At 58.6% G+C, this 18,237-nt stretch carries 14 protein-coding genes, 1 tRNA gene and 1 pseudogene; 15 read left to right on the top strand and 1 reads right to left on the bottom strand.

Annotated elements, in window-relative coordinates; all coding sequences use genetic code 11:
- From tuf to rpoC, 11 genes and pseudogenes are all read left to right on the top strand, one after another.
- Positions 1 to 202, top strand: a pseudogene (gene tuf, locus FHT77_RS30935) (elongation factor Tu); the annotation flags it as partial.
- Positions 203 to 362: 160 nt separating this feature from the next.
- Positions 363 to 1,256, top strand: coding sequence for an NAD(P)-dependent oxidoreductase (locus FHT77_RS30930; protein WP_183759281.1), 894 nt, complete (start codon positions 363 to 365; stop codon positions 1,254 to 1,256).
- 141 nt (positions 1,257 to 1,397) lie between these two features.
- Positions 1,398 to 1,473: transfer RNA gene (locus FHT77_RS30925), tRNA-Trp, on the top strand.
- Between the two features lie 189 nt (positions 1,474 to 1,662).
- Positions 1,663 to 1,863: a preprotein translocase subunit SecE gene (gene secE, locus FHT77_RS30920; RefSeq protein WP_007531587.1), complete on the top strand. Its 201-nt coding sequence runs from the start codon at positions 1,663 to 1,665 to the stop codon at positions 1,861 to 1,863.
- A gap of 17 nt (positions 1,864 to 1,880) precedes the next feature.
- Positions 1,881 to 2,411 (top strand): transcription termination/antitermination protein NusG, encoded by a 531-nt coding sequence (nusG, locus tag FHT77_RS30915; RefSeq protein WP_016553540.1) that lies wholly within the window; start codon positions 1,881 to 1,883, stop codon positions 2,409 to 2,411.
- A gap of 169 nt (positions 2,412 to 2,580) precedes the next feature.
- Positions 2,581 to 3,012: a 50S ribosomal protein L11 gene (gene rplK, locus FHT77_RS30910; RefSeq protein WP_113363767.1), complete on the top strand. Its 432-nt coding sequence runs from the start codon at positions 2,581 to 2,583 to the stop codon at positions 3,010 to 3,012.
- Between the two features lie 4 nt (positions 3,013 to 3,016).
- A complete protein-coding gene (rplA, locus tag FHT77_RS30905; RefSeq protein WP_183759280.1) occupies positions 3,017 to 3,715 on the top strand; it encodes a 50S ribosomal protein L1 in 699 nt (232 codons plus the stop codon).
- A gap of 328 nt (positions 3,716 to 4,043) precedes the next feature.
- Positions 4,044 to 4,562, top strand: coding sequence for a 50S ribosomal protein L10 (gene rplJ, locus FHT77_RS30900; RefSeq protein WP_016553543.1), 519 nt, complete (start codon positions 4,044 to 4,046; stop codon positions 4,560 to 4,562).
- 58 nt (positions 4,563 to 4,620) lie between these two features.
- Positions 4,621 to 5,001 carry a 50S ribosomal protein L7/L12 gene (gene rplL, locus FHT77_RS30895; RefSeq protein WP_183759279.1) on the top strand — a complete coding sequence of 127 codons (381 nt, stop codon included), beginning with the start codon at positions 4,621 to 4,623 and terminating at the stop codon, positions 4,999 to 5,001.
- 257 nt (positions 5,002 to 5,258) lie between these two features.
- Positions 5,259 to 9,398: a DNA-directed RNA polymerase subunit beta gene (gene rpoB / locus FHT77_RS30890; RefSeq protein WP_183759278.1), complete on the top strand. Its 4,140-nt coding sequence runs from the start codon at positions 5,259 to 5,261 to the stop codon at positions 9,396 to 9,398.
- Positions 9,399 to 9,584: 186 nt separating this feature from the next.
- Positions 9,585 to 13,796, top strand: coding sequence for a DNA-directed RNA polymerase subunit beta' (gene rpoC, locus FHT77_RS30885; protein WP_016553545.1), 4,212 nt, complete (start codon positions 9,585 to 9,587; stop codon positions 13,794 to 13,796).
- A gap of 448 nt (positions 13,797 to 14,244) precedes the next feature.
- On the opposite strand, the gene FHT77_RS30880 is transcribed toward rpoC, so the two are convergent.
- A complete protein-coding gene (locus FHT77_RS30880) occupies positions 14,245 to 14,538 on the bottom strand; it encodes a hypothetical protein (protein ID WP_007792012.1) in 294 nt (97 codons plus the stop codon).
- Positions 14,539 to 15,023: 485 nt separating this feature from the next.
- Here FHT77_RS30880 and rpsL point away from each other — a divergent pair, with 485 nt between their 5' ends.
- The 4 genes from rpsL to FHT77_RS30860 all read left to right on the top strand — a co-directional run.
- Positions 15,024 to 15,395, top strand: coding sequence for a 30S ribosomal protein S12 (rpsL, locus tag FHT77_RS30875; RefSeq protein WP_003547537.1), 372 nt, complete (start codon positions 15,024 to 15,026; stop codon positions 15,393 to 15,395).
- A gap of 77 nt (positions 15,396 to 15,472) precedes the next feature.
- Positions 15,473 to 15,943, top strand: a complete 471-nt coding sequence (gene rpsG / locus FHT77_RS30870) for a 30S ribosomal protein S7 (protein ID WP_016553547.1) — start codon at positions 15,473 to 15,475, stop codon at positions 15,941 to 15,943.
- Positions 15,944 to 15,972: 29 nt separating this feature from the next.
- Positions 15,973 to 18,072 (top strand): elongation factor G, encoded by a 2,100-nt coding sequence (gene fusA / locus FHT77_RS30865; protein WP_114712282.1) that lies wholly within the window; start codon positions 15,973 to 15,975, stop codon positions 18,070 to 18,072.
- Between the two features lie 70 nt (positions 18,073 to 18,142).
- A partial coding sequence (locus tag FHT77_RS30860; protein ID WP_018010120.1) for a GTP-binding protein occupies positions 18,143 to 18,237 on the top strand: 95 nt, incomplete at its 3' end.

Genomic DNA, 18,237 nt, shown 5'->3' with positions numbered 1-18,237 from the left:
TCCGCAGTTCTACTTCCGCACGACGGACGTGACCGGCATCGTGACGCTTCCGGAAGGCACGGAAATGGTTATGCCTGGCGACAACGTCACGGTTGACGTCGAGCTGATCGTTCCGATCGCGATGGAAGAAAAGCTGCGCTTCGCGATCCGCGAAGGCGGCCGTACCGTCGGCGCCGGCATCGTCGCCTCGATCGTCGAGTAAGCTTCGGATTATCCGGATTTAAGAGGCCCCGCTGGAAACAGCGGGGCTTTTCTTTGTCCACCCTAGCATCGCCGTCCGGTGGCAATCGGATGGAGGCACGGGCCTTGCGCTTGGGTGCAAAGGCTTTATCTATCCTTCCGATTTCATACTGGAGGACATGATGAAAAAGCGCATTCTCTTCACTGGCGGTTCGGGCAAGGCAGGGCGTCATGCGGTGCCGTGGTTGGTCAACGCAGGTTATGAGGTTCACAACGTCGACCTGATGCCGCTTGATAGCCCCGGCGTGACCAATCTGATCGCCGACATCACCGACAGCGGCCAGATCTTCAATGCGCTTTCTATGCATCGGGACTTTCCTGATCTCGATGCGGGCAGGGGCGTCCAGCCATTTGATGCCGTCGTGCATTTCGCAGCGATCCCGCGCATCCTCATCAAGCCCGACAACGAGACCTTCCGCATCAACACGATGGGCACCTATAATGTCATCGAGGCGGCGGTGAAGCTCGGCGTCCGGAAGATCATCGTCGCTTCCAGCGAGACGACCTACGGCGTCTGTTTTGCCGAAGGTCACCGTGACTTCCACCAGTTTCCATTGGAGGAGGACTACGACGTCAACCCGATGGATTCCTACGGCCTCTCCAAAGTGGTGAATGAGAAGACGGCCCGTGCCTTTGCGGAGCGCTCTGGTTTCGACATTTACGCCTTGCGCATTGGCAACGTTATCGAGCCACACGAGTACGAACGGTTTCCGACCTACTTTGCCAATCCGGAGATGCGCAAGCGAATCGCCTGGAGCTATATCGATGCCCGCGACCTGGGGCAGATTTGCCATCTCTGCATCGAGAAGGACGGGCTCGGCTATCAGGTGTTCAACGCGGCGAACGACACCGTTTCGGCCAATACCCCGTCGAAGGAACTCGCCAAGCGATTCTATCCTGATGTGCCGTTCACGCGCGCGATCGGCGAATATGAAGGCCTGCTCTCCAACCGAAAGATCCGCGAAGTACTTGGCTTCAAGGAAGAGCACGACTGGCGCAAATACGTGAAGGTCTGATCACAAGCCTTGCCGGTGATGCAGGATTGGAAAAATCGAAAAACGCACTTGCCAATCCTGCGCTCTCGCCTTAAAGGGAGCGCCATGCTTGCAGTTGTGCTTCGCGGGCCGGTCGGTCAAGAAGCTGAATGTAAAGCGTAAAGGGGTATAGCTCAGTTGGTAGAGCGGCGGTCTCCAAAACCGCAGGTCGTGGGTTCGAGCCCCTCTGCCCCTGCCATCTTTCTTTGACGAGTAGCGCGGACATTTCGTAGCCGCTCGGACGGAAAGGCGACGTATGGCTAAGTTCGCTAAACTTCGGTTTCCCTCTTGTGCAATTGGGAATCGGTGTTTATGTAGGGTTCAACAGACACGCGGTGCGTGGGGCTGATATGTTCAGCTTTACGCGCCGTAATTGCGTGGGCAGTCGATGGCATCCAAATCTAATCCGTTTACGTTTCTACAGCAGGTTCGCTCCGAGACGTCGAAAGTTACCTGGCCGTCGCGCCGCGAGACGATGATCTCGACGGTCATGGTGCTTGTAATGGTGATCTTTGCCGCGCTGTTCTTTTTTGCCGCTGACCAGCTGATTGGCTGGCTGTTGAGCTTCGTGCTTAATGTCGGCAATTGATCGGGTGGAGTAGTAACATGGCGGCACGTTGGTACATCGTCCACGCGTATTCGAATTTTGAGAAGAAGGTCGCGGAAGACATCGAGAATAAGGCTCGCCAGAAGGGTCTCGAGCATTTGTTCGAAAGGATTCTCGTCCCGACTGAGAAGGTGGTTGAAGTGCGTCGCGGCCGCAAGGTCGATTCCGAGCGCAAGTTCTTCCCGGGTTACGTTCTTGTTCGTGCCAATCTCACGGATGAAGCTTACCACCTGATCAAGAACACGCCGAAGGTCACTGGTTTCCTCGGCTCGGACAATAAGCCTGTTCCGATTCCGGACCATGAAGCCGAGCGTATTCTCGGTCAGGTTCAGGAAGGCGTCGAGCGGCCGAAAGCATCCGTTACCTTCGAAATCGGCGAGCAGGTTCGCGTTTCCGACGGCCCGTTCGCTTCGTTTAACGGCACGGTGCAGGATGTGGACGAGGAACGTTCGCGCCTAAAGGTCGAAGTGTCTATCTTCGGCCGCGCTACGCCGGTTGAACTGGAATACGCTCAGGTCGAGAAGGTCTGAGCTCGGAAGTAAGTCACCACTGACTTATTTCCTTGCGGCGGAAGCCGCAAACCGCGTGGAAGGTGAGGGGTCTTAGCCGGACCTGTGATCCGCACCACGCAACCGCAGCCGCCGGAGAAATCCGGCATCACTGGCCGGGAAACCGGTCACCAATGAAAGGCAGAGAGATATGGCTAAGAAAGTTGCAGGCCAGCTCAAGCTTCAGGTCAAGGCAGGATCGGCAAACCCGTCCCCGCCAATCGGCCCGGCGCTTGGTCAGCGTGGCATTAACATCATGGAATTCTGCAAGGCGTTCAATGCCGCCACGCAGGAAATGGAAAAGGGTATGCCGATCCCGGTCGTCATCACCTATTACCAGGACAAGTCCTTCACCTTCGCCATGAAGCAGCCGCCGGTTAGCTACTGGCTGAAGAAGGAAGCGAAGATCACGTCCGGTTCGAAGACGCCTGGCAAGGGCGCCGTCGCCGGCAAGCTCACCAAGGCTCAGATCAAGACGATCGCAGAAGCCAAGATGAAGGATCTGAACGCAGCGGATATCGAAGGTGCAATGGCGATGATCGAGGGCTCTGCCCGCGCCATGGGCCTGGAAGTGGTAGGATAAGACCATGGCTGGCAAGCGCACAAAAAAGATCAACGAAGGTGTTGATCCCACAAAGCTCTACGCTCTGAACCTTGCTATCGGCATGGTCAAGGAACGTGCTGTCGCGAAGTTCGATGAAACCATCGAAGTCGCCATGAACCTCGGCGTTGATCCGCGTCACGCAGACCAGATGGTCCGCGGCGTTGTCAACCTGCCGAACGGCACCGGCCGCGACGTTCGCGTTGCTGTCTTCGCTCGTGGTGTCAAGGCTGACGAAGCCAAGGCAGCTGGCGCAGATATCGTCGGCGCTGAAGAACTCGTCGAAATCGTCCAGGGCGGCAAGATCGATTTCGATCGCTGCATCGCCACCCCGGACATGATGCCGCTCGTCGGCCGCCTCGGTAAGGTTCTTGGCCCGCGTGGCATGATGCCGAACCCGAAGGTTGGTACGGTTACGATGGACGTTGCTGGTGCCGTCAAGGCTTCCAAGGGCGGCGCTGTCGAGTTCCGCGTCGAAAAGGCTGGTATCGTCCACGCTGGCATCGGCAAGGCATCCTTCGATGCAAAAGCTCTGGAAGAAAACATCCGCGCCTTCGCTGACGCCGTCATCAAGGCAAAGCCGACTGGCGCCAAGGGCAACTACGTCAAGCGCGTAGCGATCTCTTCGACCATGGGCCCGGGCGTCAAGATCGACCCGTCGTCCGTTACGGCCCCGGCCGCTTAATAAATTCGCCGGGCTTCGGCCCGGTTCAAGAATTCCGGCCTCGCAAGGGGCCGGAATATTCCGGAGAAATCCGGAATCCTGTCCGAGATTGCAGGTGGTTTTCCCTTAATCACTTGGCCTGCATGAGACGGGTAAGACCCGAATTGCATGAAGTTTTGCTTCTAGGAATTTGGTTCGAGCCTTGGATGCCTTGTGCCTTCGGCCTTTCTTTGGCGCGAAGCGCGAGGGGACAGGATCCTCAAGCGTCGCTTGGGATCGCTTCTGATCCCAGGAGGCAAAGGCAACCCGGCAGGCCCCGTCAAAAGGTCCTGTCAACTGGAGATAGGCAGTGGAAAGAGCGGAAAAACGCGAATTCGTCACGGAACTGAACGAAGTCTTCAAGGCTTCGGGCTCGGTTGTCGTGGCCCACTATGCTGGTGCTACAGTCGCGCAGATGAACGACTTCCGTTCCAAGATGCGCGCAGCTGGCGGTACCGTCAAAGTCGCGAAGAACCGCCTGGCCAAAATCGCCCTTCAGGGTACGGAAGCGGAAGGGATCTCTGGTCTCTTCACCGGTCAGACGCTCATTGCATACAGCAATGACCCGATCACCGCTCCGAAAGTCGTCGTGGATTTCGCCAAGACCAACGATAAGATCGTTGTTTTGGGCGGCGCCATGGGAACAACGACGCTCAACGCTGACGCAGTCAAGTCGCTTGCGACCCTGCCTTCGTTGGACGAACTGCGCGCGAAGCTGCTGGGCATGATCCAGACACCGGCTACCCGCATCGCAGGCGTTGTTGCAGCACCGGCAAGCCAGCTTGCTCGCGTGTTTTCGGCTTACGCCAAGAAGGACGAAGCCGCATAAGGCGGTTTTTTGCTGTTTATAAACAACCGGTTCGAACCGAACAAAAGGAACTGATAACATGGCTGATCTCGCAAAGATCGTAGACGACCTCTCCTCGCTGACCGTTTTGGAAGCAGCAGAGCTTTCCAAGCTTCTCGAAGAAAAGTGGGGCGTTTCCGCTGCTGCTCCGGTAGCTGTTGCTGCCGTTGCTGGCGGTGCAGGCGCTGCTGCTGCTGCTGAAGAAGAAAAGACCGAGTTCGACGTTATCCTGGCTGACGCCGGCGCTAACAAGATCAACGTCATCAAGGAAGTCCGCGCCATCACCGGTCTCGGCCTGAAGGAAGCTAAGGACCTCGTTGAGGCCGCTCCGAAGGCTGTCAAGGAAGGCGTTTCCAAGGCTGAAGCCGCTGACATCAAGAAGAAGCTTGAAGACGCCGGCGCTAAGGCCGACGTTAAGTAATCTTCGACTGCATCTGGGAGGTGGGGTTTCCCGCCTCCCATTTGCCGTTTTGTAGAACAAATTACCCAAAAGCCGCGTGAAAACGGCTTTTGGGTAATGGGTTCTTCAAGAGGATGGTCTCGAACCGAGACGCGAAGGCAATCCGGCCTCGTGATTTTGGGAAGTGAGACGAGATTGAATTACTCATGATTGACGGGGTCGACTGGCCATCGGTTCCCGTCCGTTGCAGGCCCGGATGCAATTTTGAAGGAGCGACGATGGCTCAGACCCTTTCGTTCAATGGTCGTAGGCGCGTACGCAAGTTTTTCGGTAAGATCCCAGAAGTCGCAGAAATGCCGAACCTCATCGAGGTTCAGAAGGCATCGTATGATCAATTCCTGATGGTTGAAGAGCCCAAGGGCGGTCGCCCTGACGAGGGCCTTCAGGCTGTCTTCAAGTCCGTTTTCCCGATCACGGATTTCTCCGGCGCTTCTATGCTGGAATTCGTGTCCTACGAATTCGAGCTGCCGAAGTTCGACGTCGACGAATGCCGCCAGCGCGACCTGACCTACGCCGCGCCGCTGAAGGTTACTCTCCGTCTGATCGTGTTCGATATCGACGAGGATACCGGCGCGAAGTCCATCAAGGACATCAAGGAACAGTCCGTCTACATGGGCGACATGCCGCTCATGACCAACAACGGTACGTTCATCGTCAACGGCACCGAGCGCGTTATCGTGTCCCAGATGCACCGTTCGCCGGGCGTCTTCTTCGATCACGACAAGGGCAAGAGCCACTCGTCCGGCAAGCTGCTGTTTGCCGCTCGTGTTATCCCGTATCGCGGTTCCTGGCTCGACATCGAGTTCGACGCCAAGGACATCGTTTACGCCCGTATCGACCGGCGCCGCAAGATCCCTGTGACCTCGCTGCTGATGGCGCTCGGCATGGACGGCGAAGAGATTCTGTCGACCTTCTACACGAAGTCCGACTATAAGCGCGACGGCAAGGGCTGGCGTATTCCGTTTACGCCGGAGACCCTCAAGGGTGCCAAGGCGATTACCGAAATGGTCGACGCCGACACCGGCGAAGTCGTTGTCGAAGCCGGCAAGAAGCTGACCCCGCGTCTGCTCCGCCAGCTCGCCGACAAGGGCCTCAAGGCTCTGAAGGCAGCCGACGAAGACCTGTACGGCAACTACCTCGCCGAAGACATCGTCAACTACTCGACGGGTGAAATCTACCTCGAGGCCGGCGATGAAATCGACGAGAAGACGCTCGCTGTCATCCTGTCGCACGGCTTCGAAGAGATCCCGGTTCTCGGCATCGACCACATCAATGTCGGCGCCTACATCCGCAACACGCTGAACGCCGACAAGAACGAGAACCGTCAGGACGCTCTGTTCGACATCTACCGCGTCATGCGTCCGGGCGAACCGCCGACCATGGACTCGGCCGAAGCCATGTTCAACTCGCTGTTCTTCGATGCGGAGCGTTACGATCTCTCCGCCGTTGGCCGCGTCAAGATGAACATGCGTCTCGACCTCAGCGTCGAAGACACTGTCCGCATCCTGCGCAAGGACGACATCCTAGCCGTGGTCAAGATGCTGGTTGAACTGCGCGACGGCAAGGGCGAGATCGATGACATCGACAACCTGGGTAACCGCCGCGTTCGCTCCGTCGGCGAGCTGATGGAAAACCAGTACCGTCTCGGCCTGCTCCGCATGGAGCGCGCGATCAAGGAACGTATGTCCTCGATCGAAATCGACACGGTCATGCCGCAGGATCTGATCAACGCGAAGCCGGCAGCCGCTGCCGTCCGTGAATTCTTCGGCTCGTCGCAGCTGTCGCAGTTCATGGACCAGGTGAACCCGCTTTCCGAAATCACCCACAAGCGCCGTCTCTCGGCTCTTGGCCCGGGCGGTCTTACCCGCGAGCGCGCAGGCTTCGAAGTCCGCGACGTTCACCCGACCCACTACGGCCGTATTTGCCCGATCGAAACGCCGGAAGGCCCGAACATCGGTCTGATCAACTCGCTTGCGACCTTCGCGCGCGTCAACAAGTACGGTTTCATCGAAAGTCCGTATCGGCGCATCGTTGATGGCAAGGTGACGAACGACGTTCTCTACCTCTCCGCTATGGAAGAGGCGAAGTACTACGTTGCACAGGCGAACGCCGAGCTCGGCGCCGACGGTTCCTTCACCGACGAATTCGTCGTTTGCCGTCACGCTGGCGAAGTTATGCTCGCTCCGCGCGACAGCATGAACCTGATGGACGTTTCGCCGAAGCAGGTCGTTTCGGTCGCTGCGGCGCTCATCCCGTTCCTGGAAAACGACGACGCCAACCGCGCTCTCATGGGCTCGAACATGCAGCGTCAGGCCGTTCCGTTGCTACGCGCTGAAGCTCCGTTCGTTGGCACCGGCATGGAGCCGGTCGTCGCTCGCGACTCCGGTGCTGCTATCGGCGCCCGCCGCGGCGGCGTAGTCGACCAGGTCGACGCGACACGTATCGTTATCCGTGCGACGGAAGACCTCGAAGCTGGCAAGTCCGGCGTCGATATCTACCGCCTGCAGAAGTTCCAGCGTTCGAACCAGAACACCTGCGTCAACCAGCGTCCGCTGGTCACCGTCGGTGACGTTGTCAACCGCGGCGACATCCTCGCCGATGGCCCGTCGACGGATCTGGGCGATCTCGCACTCGGCCGCAACGCGCTCGTCGCGTTCATGCCGTGGAACGGTTACAACTACGAAGACTCGATCCTGCTCTCCGAGCGTATCGTTGCTGACGACGTGTTCACCTCCATCCACATCGAAGAGTTCGAAGTGATGGCCCGTGACACCAAGCTTGGTCCGGAAGAAATCACGCGCGACATTCCGAACGTTTCGGAAGAAGCGCTGAAGAACCTCGACGAAGCTGGTATCGTCTACATCGGTGCCGAAGTTCAGCCGGGCGATATCCTCGTCGGCAAGATCACGCCGAAGGGCGAAAGCCCGATGACGCCGGAAGAAAAGCTCCTGCGCGCCATCTTCGGTGAAAAGGCTTCCGACGTCCGCGACACGTCGATGCGCATGCCTCCGGGCACCTACGGCACGATCGTCGAAGTGCGCGTCTTCAATCGCCACGGCGTTGAGAAGGACGAGCGCGCGATGGCTATCGAGCGCGAAGAGATCGAGCGTCTTGCAAAGGACCGCGACGACGAGCAAGCGATCCTCGACCGTAACGTCTACGGCCGTCTGGTCGACATGCTGCGCGGCCAGGTCGCGATTGCCGGCCCGAAGGGCTTCAAGAAGGGCACGGAACTGGCGAACAACGTCGTTTCCGAATATCCCCGCTCGCAGTGGTGGATGTTTGCCGTCGAAGACGAAAAGGTCCAGGGCGAACTCGAAGCGCTCCGCGGCCAGTACGACGAATCCAAGTCGCGCCTTGAACAGCGCTTCATGGACAAGGTCGAGAAGGTCCAGCGCGGCGACGAAATGCCTCCGGGCGTCATGAAGATGGTCAAGGTCTTTGTTGCTGTTAAGCGCAAGATCCAGCCAGGCGACAAGATGGCCGGCCGTCACGGCAACAAGGGTGTCGTGTCGCGCATCGTTCCAGTCGAAGATATGCCGTTCCTGGAAGATGGTACGCATGTCGACGTCGTTCTGAACCCGCTGGGCGTGCCTTCGCGCATGAACGTCGGTCAGATCCTCGAGACGCATCTCGGCTGGGCTTGCGCCGGCATGGGCCGCCAGATCGGCGACATGCTGGAAGCCTACAGGGCGAGCGGCAACATCGAGCCTCTGCGCAAGACGATCGGCGACGTTGTCGGCGACGGTCCGAAGGCCGAACAGGTCAAGGACTTCGACGATGACTCGGTCCTGCGTCTGGCTGACCAGTGGAAGCGCGGCGTTTCGATTGCAACGCCGGTCTTCGACGGTGCGCATGAAGGTGACGTCAACGCGATGTTGGCTCTGGCTGGGCTCAAGGAAAGCGGTCAGTCGACCCTGTACGATGGCCGTACCGGCGAGCAGTTCGACCGCCAGGTCACGGTTGGCTACATCTACATGCTGAAGCTGAACCACTTGGTTGACGACAAGATCCACGCTCGTTCGATCGGTCCTTATTCGCTCGTTACCCAGCAGCCGCTGGGCGGCAAGGCGCAGTTCGGCGGTCAGCGCTTCGGCGAAATGGAAGTCTGGGCTCTGGAAGCATACGGTGCGGCCTACACGCTGCAGGAAATGCTTACGGTCAAGTCGGACGACGTCGCCGGCCGCACCAAGGTCTACGAAGCCATCGTCCGTGGCGACGATACGTTCGAAGCCGGTATTCCGGAAAGCTTCAACGTTCTCGTCAAGGAAATGCGCTCGCTGGGTCTCTCCGTCGAACTCGAGAATTCGAAGGTCGAGGAGCAGCAGGCCAGCCAGTTGCCGGACGCTGCCGAGTAACCACCGATAGGGTGTGCGCTGTCATGCAGCGCACACCGTTCCCGCTCTGGCCCCGTATGTGTCGGCCGGGCAGGGACGATTTCGCCGCATTCTGCGGTTATTGTCGTTTTGAGCGTTGGCGCGGCTCCCGGGATTTGCCGCCGTCCATGCAAGATAAGGGCGCATTCGCCCATGAAGGAGACAGGCATGAACCAAGAGGTCATGAATCTTTTCAATCCGCAGGTGCCTGCACAGAACTTCGATTCCATCCGGATTTCGATTGCTTCTCCGGAGAAGATTCTTTCCTGGTCTTACGGTGAGATCAAGAAGCCGGAAACCATCAACTACCGTACGTTCAAGCCGGAACGCGACGGTCTCTTCTGCGCGCGTATCTTCGGACCCATCAAGGACTACGAGTGCCTGTGCGGTAAGTACAAGCGCATGAAGTACAAGGGCATCATCTGCGAAAAGTGCGGCGTCGAAGTCACGCTGTCGCGCGTTCGCCGTGAGCGCATGGGCCACATCGAGCTCGCAGCTCCCGTTGCCCACATCTGGTTCCTGAAGTCGCTGCCGAGCCGTATTTCGACGCTGCTCGACATGACGCTGAAGGATGTCGAGCGCGTTCTCTACTTCGAAAACTACATCGTCACCGAGCCGGGCCTCACCGCCTTGAAGGAGCACCAGCTCCTCTCGGAAGAAGAGTACATGCTGGCCGTCGACGAATACGGCGAAGACCAGTTCACCGCCATGATCGGTGCTGAAGCCATCTACGAGATGCTGGCATCGATGAACCTCGAGAAGATCGCTGGCGATCTGCGCTCCGAGCTTGCCGACACAACGTCGGACCTCAAGCAGAAGAAGCTGATGAAGCGCCTGAAGATCGTTGAGAACTTCATGGAGTCCGGCAACCGTCCGGAATGGATGATCATGAAGGTCGTTCCGGTCATCCCGCCGGACCTGCGTCCGCTGGTTCCGCTCGATGGCGGCCGTTTCGCAACGTCGGACCTGAACGATCTCTATCGTCGCGTCATCAACCGCAACAACCGTCTGAAGCGCCTGATTGAACTGCGCGCTCCGGGTATCATCATCCGCAACGAAAAGCGCATGCTGCAGGAATCTGTAGATGCGCTGTTCGATAACGGCCGTCGCGGCCGCGTCATCACCGGCGCCAACAAGCGTCCGCTGAAGTCGCTGTCCGACATGCTGAAGGGCAAGCAGGGCCGCTTCCGTCAGAACCTGCTCGGCAAGCGCGTCGACTATTCCGGTCGTTCGGTCATCGTGACAGGTCCGGAACTGAAGCTGCACCAGTGCGGTCTTCCGAAGAAGATGGCGCTCGAACTGTTCAAGCCGTTCATCTACGCCCGCCTCGACGCCAAGGGTTACTCCTCGACCGTCAAGCAGGCCAAGAAGCTGGTTGAAAAGGAAAAGCCGGAAGTTTGGGATATCCTGGACGAGGTCATTCGCGAGCATCCGGTTCTCCTGAACCGCGCACCGACGTTGCACCGCCTGGGCATCCAGGCCTTCGAACCGATCCTGGTCGAAGGCAAGGCGATCCAGTTGCATCCGCTCGTCTGCACGGCCTTCAATGCCGACTTCGACGGTGACCAGATGGCCGTTCACGTGCCGCTGTCGCTCGAAGCCCAGCTTGAAGCCCGCGTTCTGATGATGTCGACGAACAACATCCTGCACCCTGCAAACGGTGCACCGATCATCGTTCCGTCGCAGGACATGGTTCTCGGCCTGTACTACCTCGCGATCATGAATCAGAACGAGCCGGGCGAAGGTATGGCCTTCTCCGACCTCGGCGAACTGCATCATGCGCTAGAAACCAAAACCGTTACGCTGCACACCAAGATCCGCGGTCGCTTCAAGTCGATCGACGAGGACGGCAAGCCGTACTCTAAGATTTACGAAACGACTCCTGGCCGCCTGCTCATCGGCGAACTCCTGCCGAAGAACGGCAAGGTGACCTTCGACGTCTGCAACCAGGAAATGACCAAGAAGAACATCTCCAAGATGATCGACACGGTCTACCGCCATTGCGGCCAGAAGGACACGGTCATTTTCTGCGACCGCATCATGCAGCTTGGCTTCAGCCATGCCTGCCGCGCCGGCATTTCGTTCGGCAAGGATGACATGGTCATTCCGGAAACCAAGGCAAAGATCGTTGGCGACACCGAAAACCTGGTCAAGGAATACGAGCAGCAGTACAACGACGGCCTGATCACTCAGGGCGAGAAGTACAACAAGGTCGTTGACGCCTGGGGCAAGGCAACCGAAAAGGTCGCTGAAGACATGATGGCCCGCATTAAGGCTGTCGAGTTCGATCCGAACACCGGTCGTCAGAAGCCGATGAACGCCATCTACATGATGTCGCACTCGGGTGCCCGTGGTTCACCGAACCAGATGCGTCAGCTGGGCGGCATGCGCGGCCTCATGGCCAAGCCGTCGGGTGAAATTATCGAAACGCCGATCACGTCGAACTTCAAGGAAGGTCTGACCGTCAACGAGTACTTCAACTCGACGCACGGTGCCCGTAAGGGTCTGGCAGACACCGCGCTTAAGACGGCTAACTCCGGTTACCTGACCCGTCGTCTCGTCGACGTCGCGCAGGATTGCATCGTCAACCTCGTGGATTGCGGTACCGACAAGGGCCTCACCATGACCGCCATCGTCGATGCCGGTCAGGTCGTTGCCTCGCTCGGCGCGCGTATCCTCGGTCGTACGGCCCTGGATGATATCGATCATCCGGTTACCGGCGAGCGTCTTGTCGACGCCGGCAAGATGATCCTCGAGCCCGACGTCATCGAGATCGAAAAGGCTGGTATCCAGTCGATCCGCATCCGTTCGGCCCTGACCTGCGAAGTGCAGACCGGTGTTTGCTCGGTTTGCTACGGTCGCGACCTTGCACGCGGTACGCCCGTCAACATGGGCGAAGCAGTTGGCGTTATCGCGGCTCAGTCGATCGGCGAGCCAGGCACGCAGCTCACCATGCGTACGTTCCACCTTGGTGGCACGGCAAACGTGGTCGACCAGTCGTTCTTGGAAGCCTCGTACGAAGGTACGATTCAGCTCAAGAACCGCAACGTTCTGCGCAACTCGGAGAACGTCCTGGTCGCGATGGGCCGCAACATGACCGTCCAGATCCTGGATGAGCGTGGTGTCGAGCGCTCCTCTCAGCGCGTTGCTTACGGTTCGAAGCTGCACGTCGACGAGGGCGACAAGGTCAAGCGCGGTCAGCGTCTGGCAGAGTGGGACCCCTACACCCGTCCGATGATGACGGAAGTGGCCGGTACCGTTCAGTTCGAAGACGTTGTCGACGGTCTCTCGGTTCTCGAAGCGACCGACGAATCCACGGGCATCACCAAGCGTCAGGTCATCGACTGGCGTTCGACCCCGCGCGGTTCGGACCTCAAGCCGGCGATCGTCATCCTTGATGCCAGCGGCAACGTCGTTAAGCTGCCGCGCGGTGCAGATGCACGCTTCCAGCTGTCGGTCGATGCGATCCTGTCGGTCGAGCCCGGTCAGAAGGTGTCCCAGGGTGACGTGCTTGCGCGTTCGCCGCTGGAAAGCGCCAAGACCAAGGACATCACCGGTGGTCTGCCGCGTGTTGCCGAACTGTTCGAAGCTCGTCGTCCGAAGGACCACGCGATCATCGCTGAGATCGATGGTACGATCCGCCTCGGCCGCGACTACAAGAACAAGCGTCGCATTATCATCGAGCCGGCGGAAGACGGTGTCGAGCCTGTCGAATACCTGATCCCGAAGGGCAAGCCCTTCCACCTTCAGGAAGGCGATTACATCGAGAAGGGTGACTACATCCTCGACGGTAACCCGGCTCCGCACGACATCCTGGCGATCAAGGGCGTCGAAGCTCTGGCTTCGTACCTGGTCAACGAAATCCAGGAAGTCTATCGTCTCCAGGGCGTTGTCATCAACGACAAGCACATCGAAGTGATTGTCCGTCAGATGCTGCAGAAGGTGGAAATCACCGATGCGGGCGACTCGACCTACATCGTCGGCGACAACGTTGACCGTATCGAGCTCGAAGACGTCAACGACGCGCTGATCGAACAGGGCAAGAAGCCGGCTTACGGCGATCCGGTTCTGCTCGGTATCACCAAGGCGTCGCTGCAGACCCCGTCGTTCATCTCGGCTGCGTCGTTCCAGGAGACCACCAAGGTTCTCACGGAAGCTGCGATCGCCGGCAAGACCGACGGCTTGCAGGGTCTGAAGGAAAACGTCATCGTCGGTCGCCTGATCCCGGCCGGTACTGGTGGCACGATGACGCAGATCCGTCGCATCGCCACGTCGCGCGACGAGATGATTCTCGAAGAGCGCCGCAAGGGCACGGGTGCGGATGTCGCAACCCCGATGCTGCAGGATCTCGCAGGCGAGAGCGCACCTGCTGCCGAATAATCGGCAGTCTGGTTCTCAGAATTAAGAAAGCCGCCCGGAGCGATCCGGGCGGCTTTTGTTTTGGGTTCGTGAGAGGTTTCAGCTAAGCAGGGCAGTCCATGCTGCATGCCATAGCCCAGCCACGTTCGGGCGTCGTCGAAATTTGAGCCAGAAGAAACGGAAGAGGATTGGACCACTGCCGCCGACCGGCGTCATTTCCTGACGCAGCCAGATGGCGGATTGTTCGCCCTTGAGGGGGGTGTGGAAGTAGTGCCGTCGGTGCCGAACCTCGGTTCCGTTTTGGCAAAGCAATAGTCGTGAACGGTAAGAGGGGTGAGGGGCGTTTCCACTGTGCCGCCTGGAGCCTGAAGCTCGCGCTCCGGAACGTCGGGGCACGTCGAAAACTAGGAGCCGGTTGCGCCAGGTGGCATAGATCAGCACCTTGAGCGCATCCGGCTTCATCGGAGTCTTAGCTGAAACGGATGATCGCGACTTCGCCGTCGACCGCGCCCTGATAGGCGGAAGCGTGTGGCTCCTCTTCCGGCACTTCGGTCAGCATGCCGATCTGGTCGAGGTCGGCCTCGATGAAGCCCTCCTCGGCGAGGGCATTCAGGGCCTCACGTACGGCGCTGTCGTCATCGGCGGCCTTGAGCATGATGTGGAGGTCGACGCCGTCGCTGTCATCGGACTGATAGCCCTTGCCGATGATGATGAAGACCATCGGTCCTTCGGAATTGTTGTCGTTGTCGGGGGCGGTAATCATCGGATGTCCTTCGATTCGAGATTTGAATCTGATTTCATGCGCTTAGCGGCTGCAGTCAGTGATTCCATAGCTGCTTTTTGATCCAATGCTCAAGTTTATCTTGGCGACCGGTGGCGAATTCGCTTAGAAGCCGCAAAAGAGCGCGCAATGGCCGGGTTTCAAGGCGTTCCGCCGAAGTTTATTTCTTAACGGCCTTGACGAGACGACGGGAAACCAGTAGTACCCGCGCCATCCGGACCCATGTGAGGCATGGCCATTCGAGGCGACGCGCCCCGGAGATCACCTCAAACAAGGTTCGAAACGCACGTTGAAGATATGTTGCCTGCACGCATGACGCATTTCTTTTGCGTCCTCTGCTCTCTGTGGTCCATCTGCGAAAGCGGATCGGGCCACGTTTTGCGCATTGAGACAAGCGTGTGGTCTTGCCGGAGACGGCGCGAGTTACGCCCGTAAGGGATTGAGATATAAACGTAAGGGATGGTTGAATGCCTACCGTAAACCAGCTTATCCGCAAGCCGCGTCAGGCGAACGTAAAGCGTAATAAGGTTCCTGCGCTGCAGGAAAACCCACAGAAGCGCGGCGTTTGCACCCGCGTTTACACGACGACCCCGAAGAAGCCGAACTCGGCTCTCCGTAAGGTCGCCAAGATCCGTCTGACCAATGGCTTCGAAGTCATTGGCTACATTCCGGGCGAAGGTCACAACCTGCAGGAACACTCTGTCGTCATGATCCGTGGCGGCCGCGTAAAGGACTTGCCGGGCGTTCGTTACCACATCATCCGCGGCGTTCTCGATACCCAGGGTGTCAAGAACCGCAAGCAGCGCCGTTCGAAGTACGGTGCGAAGCGTCCGAAGTAATTCGGTTTTGAAATCCCGGCGCTGCGCGAGGTCCTCCGCGTGGTAGAGCGCCTTTAACAATTGAAGAGACGAGAAGTATGTCCAGACGTCACAGAGCAGAAAAGCGCGAGATCAACCCGGACCCGAAGTTCGGCGATCTGGTTGTTACCAAGTTCATGAATGCAATCATGCTTGACGGCAAGAAGTCCGTCGCTGAAAGCATTGTCTACGGCGCATTTGACTCCGTACAGGGCAAGTCCAAGCAGGAGCCGCTCGGCGTGTTCCATCAGGCTCTGGACAACATTGCTCCGCACGTAGAAGTCCGTTCGCGCCGCGTGGGTGGTGCTACGTACCAGGTTCCGGTTGATGTCCGTCCGGAGCGCCGTCAGGCCCTGGCGATCCGCTGGCTGATTGCTGCCGCGCGCAAGCGCAACGAAACGACCATGGTCGACCGACTGTCGGGCGAGCTTCTCGATGCATCCAACAACCGTGGTTCCGCGGTCAAGAAGCGCGAAGACACGCACAAGATGGCTGACGCCAACCGTGCGTTCTCGCATTATCGCTGGTAATCCCGAACGGGTTCGAAAGGCAGTCCACAATGGCTCGCGAATATAAAATCGAAGACTACCGAAATTTCGGTATCATGGCGCACATCGACGCCGGCAAGACCACGACCACCGAGCGTATCCTTTATTACACCGGCAAGTCGCACAAGATCGGTGAAGTCCACGATGGCGCAGCCACGATGGACTGGATGGAGCAGGAGCAGGAGCGTGGCATCACGATCACCTCCGCCGCCACCACGACCTTCTGGAAGGGCCGTGACGGCAAGATGCGCCGCTTCAACATCATCGACACCCCCGGCCACGTCGACTTCACCATCGAAGTCGAGCGTTCGCTGCGCGTTCTCGACGGTGCGATTGCTCTTCTCGACGCCAACGCAGGCGTAGAGCCGCAGACGGAAACCGTCTGGCGTCAGGCTGAGAAGTACAACGTTCCGCGCATGATCTTCTGCAACAAGATGGACAAGACCGGCGCAGACTTCTACCGCTCCGTCGAGATGATCAAGACCCGTCTCGGCGCAACGGCTGTCGTCATGCAGCTGCCGATCGGTGCCGAAACCGAGTTCAAGGGCGTTATCGACCTGATCGAGATGAATGCTCTCGTCTGGCGCGACGAATCGCTCGGCGCCCAGTGGGACGTCGTCGAAATCCCCGATGACATGAAGGCGAAGGCTGAAGAATATCGCGAAAAGCTGATCGAGACCGTTGTCGAGATCGACGAAGCCGCGACCGAAGCCTACCTGGAAGGCAACCTTCCCGACAACGATCAGATCCGCGCGCTCGTTCGCCGCGGCACGATCGACGTGAAGTTCCATCCGATGTTCTGCGGCACCGCCTTCAAGAACAAGGGCGTTCAGCCGCTTCTCGACGCGGTTGTCGACTACCTGCCGTCGCCGCTCGACATTCCGGCGATCAAGGGTATCGACTTCAAGACCGAAGCCGAGATCGAGCGTCATGCCGATGACAACGAGCCGCTTTCGATGCTCGCTTTCAAGATCATGAACGACCCCTTCGTCGGCTCGCTGACCTTCGCCCGTATCTACTCGGGCAAGCTCGAGAAGGGCGCGTCGGTCATGAACACGGTCAAGGACAAGCGCGAGCGCGTCGGCCGCATGCTGCAGATGCACTCGAACTCGCGTGAAGACATCGAAGAAGCCTTCGCAGGCGACATCGTTGCTCTCGCCGGTCTCAAGGAAACCACCACGGGCGATACGCTCTGCGATCCGCTGAAGCCGGTCGTTCTCGAGCGCATGGAATTCCCGGAGCCGGTTATCCAGATCGCTATCGAGCCGAAGACCAAGGGCGACCAGGAAAAGATGGGCCTCGCGCTCAACCGTCTGGCTGCTGAAGATCCGTCCTTCCGCGTGAAGACTGACCAGGAATCTGGCCAGACGATCATCGCCGGCATGGGCGAACTTCACCTCGATATCATCGTCGACCGCATGCGTCGCGAGTTCAAGGTTGAAGCAACTGTCGGCGCGCCGCAGGTTGCCTACCGCGAAACCATCACGCGTCAGCACGAAGAAGACTACACGCACAAGAAGCAGTCCGGTGGTACCGGTCAGTTCGCTCGCGTCAAGATCGTCTTCGAACCGAACCCGGATGGCGAAGATTTCAAGTTCGAATCCAAGATCGTCGGTGGTGCTGTTCCGAAGGAATACATCCCGGGCGTTCAGAAGGGTATCGAAAGCGTTCTGTCTTCCGGTCCGCTCGCAGGCTTCCCGATGCTCGGCGTCAAGGCGACGCTCGTTGACGGTGCTTTCCACGACGTTGACTCGTCGGTACTGGCGTTCGAAATCGCTTCACGTGCCTGCTTCCGTGAAGCAGCCAAGAAGGCCGGCGCTCAGCTCCTCGAGCCGATGATGAAGGTCGAAGTGGTAACGCCGGAAGATTACGTCGGCGACGTCATCGGTGACCTGAACTCCCGCCGTGGTCAGATCCAGGGCCAGGAAAGCCGCGGCGTGGCCGTTGTCATCAACGCCAACGTTCCGCTGGCGAACATGTTCAAGTACGTTGATAACCTGCGCTCCATGTCGCAGGGCCGTGCTCAGTACACGATGACCTTCGATCACTACGCGCCGGTTCCGTCGAACGTCGCAACTGAAATCCAGGCAAAGTATTCCGGTCAGAAGTGACCGGAATACCAATTGACCGATAACAAGAATTAGATCCCTCAGGGGACCTTAAAAAGAGTGGAGAGCCCACATGGCAAAGAGTAAGTTTGAGCGCAACAAGCCGCACGTTAACATCGGCACGATCGGCCACGTTGACCACGGCAAGACGTCTCTGACGGCAGCGAT

Origin of the sequence: Rhizobium sp. BK181, from assembly GCF_014193305.1 — a bacterium.
Classification (GTDB): domain Bacteria; phylum Pseudomonadota; class Alphaproteobacteria; order Rhizobiales; family Rhizobiaceae; genus Rhizobium.
This window is presented reverse-complemented; position numbering and strand designations above follow the sequence as displayed.

What these genes read in the sequence shown, in the direction of transcription:
- FHT77_RS30930 (WP_183759281.1), top strand. Translation starts at nt 363, where the DNA reads ATGAAAAAGCGCATTCTCTTCACTGGCGGTTCGGGCAAGGCAGGGCGT.
- secE (WP_007531587.1), top strand. Translation starts at nt 1,663, where the DNA reads ATGGCATCCAAATCTAATCCGTTTACGTTTCTACAGCAGGTTCGCTCC.
- nusG (WP_016553540.1), top strand. Translation starts at nt 1,881, where the DNA reads ATGGCGGCACGTTGGTACATCGTCCACGCGTATTCGAATTTTGAGAAG.
- rplK (WP_113363767.1), top strand. Translation starts at nt 2,581, where the DNA reads ATGGCTAAGAAAGTTGCAGGCCAGCTCAAGCTTCAGGTCAAGGCAGGA.
- rplA (WP_183759280.1), top strand. Translation starts at nt 3,017, where the DNA reads ATGGCTGGCAAGCGCACAAAAAAGATCAACGAAGGTGTTGATCCCACA.
- rplL (WP_183759279.1), top strand. Translation starts at nt 4,621, where the DNA reads ATGGCTGATCTCGCAAAGATCGTAGACGACCTCTCCTCGCTGACCGTT.
- rpoB (WP_183759278.1), top strand. Translation starts at nt 5,259, where the DNA reads ATGGCTCAGACCCTTTCGTTCAATGGTCGTAGGCGCGTACGCAAGTTT.
- rpoC (WP_016553545.1), top strand. Translation starts at nt 9,585, where the DNA reads ATGAACCAAGAGGTCATGAATCTTTTCAATCCGCAGGTGCCTGCACAG.
- FHT77_RS30880 (WP_007792012.1), bottom strand. Translation starts at nt 14,538, where the DNA reads ATGATTACCGCCCCCGACAACGACAACAATTCCGAAGGACCGATGGTC.
- rpsL (WP_003547537.1), top strand. Translation starts at nt 15,024, where the DNA reads ATGCCTACCGTAAACCAGCTTATCCGCAAGCCGCGTCAGGCGAACGTA.
- rpsG (WP_016553547.1), top strand. Translation starts at nt 15,473, where the DNA reads ATGTCCAGACGTCACAGAGCAGAAAAGCGCGAGATCAACCCGGACCCG.
- fusA (WP_114712282.1), top strand. Translation starts at nt 15,973, where the DNA reads ATGGCTCGCGAATATAAAATCGAAGACTACCGAAATTTCGGTATCATG.